The sequence below is a fragment of the Oerskovia turbata genome, assembly GCF_000718325.1.
Lineage (GTDB): Bacteria > Actinomycetota > Actinomycetes > Actinomycetales > Cellulomonadaceae > Oerskovia > Oerskovia turbata.
The window spans coordinates 1-1,128 of sequence record NZ_JOFV01000034.1 but is presented as its reverse complement, the minus strand read 5'-3'; the positions used below and the strand labels follow the sequence as shown (position 1 = coordinate 1,128).

Genomic DNA, 1,128 nt, shown 5'->3' with positions numbered 1-1,128 from the left:
AGGCGATCCAGCAGATGAACGACTCGATCGCCGAGCTCGCCCGGATGAGCGCCGACCTGCAGGCCGACGCCTCGAAGTTCGTCTACTGACCCACGCCCCGTCGCTTCGCTTCCACGAGAAGAGCGCACCATGACTACCGCCCGCCTCACGCCCTCGCCTGATCGTCCGCGACGCTTCACGGTCGCTCGTCGGCTCCGGACGACCTTCGCCGTGCTCGTCGTCCTCGTGATCGTCGCAGCGGCCGTGGGCGCCGTGGCGGTCGTGCAGCAGAAGTCGTACGCGACGCAGCTCCTGGCGGCGCAGCGTGTCGGGACGGCGGCGGAGGAGGCTCGGTTCCTGATCGCCGATGCCACAGGCTGGCAGTCGCTGTACGTGGCCGACACGGTGATCTTCGGCGTGGAGGCGGGCCTCGGCGACGACGCCTACAACAGGCTCGGCATGGAGGAGTCGAGGCGGACCGTCGAGGCCTGGCTCGACGACCTCGGCGCCAACGCCGACGACCCCGAGTCCGTGGAGCTGTTCGAACAGCTGGTCCCCGCCTGGGAGAACTTCTACGAGTGGGACGACCAGGTCGTCTCCTGGCTGCGGTCCGGCACCGCGGAAGGCGCGCAGGAGGCGATGACCTCGATCAACGGTGGCGACGCGGGAGCGGCGTACGGCCAGGTCCTGGACATCGTCGACGCGACGCAGGCGACGTCGAGCGAGCGGGCGGACGCGATCGTCGTGCAGCAGCAGACGGCGCAGGCGCAGGCGATCGTGGTGCTGATCGGTACCGGCGTGGCCGCGCTCGTCGCGGCCCTTTTCCTGGCGGCACGCACGAACCGCATCCTCGTGGGTCGCATCGACCGAGTGCGCGACGTGGCGGAGGCGCTCAGCGCGGGTGACCTCACGCAGACCTGCGGGCTGGCGGCGACCGACGAGCTCGGCGACGCGGGCGTCGCCCTGGACAGCGGCGTGTCGACCATCCGCGTGCTGGTCGGCCGGCTAGCCGAGTCCGCCGGGAAGTTCGCGACCGGGACGGACCAGCTCGCGGGGGTGTCGTCGCAGTTCTCGGCGTCGTCGGAGGAGACGGCGGCGCAGTCGGGGGTGGTGGCTGCGGCTGCTGAGCAGGTTTCTCAGAATGTGCGG

The 1,128-nt window shown here is 70.7% G+C and carries 1 protein-coding gene; it reads left to right on the top strand.

Features of this window, described 5'->3' with window-relative positions; genetic code table 11:
• Positions 1-129: 129 nt before the first annotated feature.
• The coding region (locus IE95_RS0118245; RefSeq protein WP_157283452.1) for a methyl-accepting chemotaxis protein at positions 130-1,128 on the top strand (999 nt) is incomplete at its 3' end.